We start from the raw sequence: 512 nt of genomic DNA on the forward strand, positions 1-512 counted from the left end.
CGGCTGGATCACCTCCTTTCTAAGGAAAAGCGCAATAGGTGAAGAGTAGAGATACTAGAAGCAGCCTATGAGCAAGGAAGCACATGAGTAGCGAGAACATTGTTTAGTTTTGAGGGTAGTACCTCAAAAGAAGTAGAGAACAGATACGCGAGAAAGACGGGCCTATAGCTCAGCTGGTTAGAGCGCACGCCTGATAAGCGTGAGGTCGATGGTTCAAGTCCATTTAGGCCCATAGGCAAAGAAAAGGAACAATCTGTTGTCGAAAAGTGAATAATAAAAAATTGGGGGCTTAGCTCAGCTGGGAGAGCACCTGCTTTGCACGCAGGAGGTCATCGGTTCGATCCCGTTAGCCTCCATTGGAAGATTGAAGAATCTTCTAATGAACTAGTACATTGAAAACTGAATATAATCCAAGAAAAAAACCGAGAAACAATCAAAAGAGAACAGATTGCACGAGCGACCGAGAGAGTTCAAGTAAGAACAAGATCTTGAGTAAGGTCAAGAAAATAAGG

Annotated in this window: 2 tRNA genes; both read left to right on the top strand. The window is 43.8% G+C overall.

Annotated features, from left to right (window positions below):
- Nucleotides 1–158 precede the first annotated feature (158 nt).
- Nucleotides 159–232, top strand: a tRNA-Ile gene (locus AC2JF9_RS08445).
- A gap of 51 nt (nucleotides 233–283) precedes the next feature.
- Nucleotides 284–356 (top strand) — tRNA-Ala (locus tag AC2JF9_RS08450).
- Nucleotides 357–512: the final 156 nt, after the last annotated feature.

The organism is Lactobacillus sp. C449L (assembly GCF_059900815.1).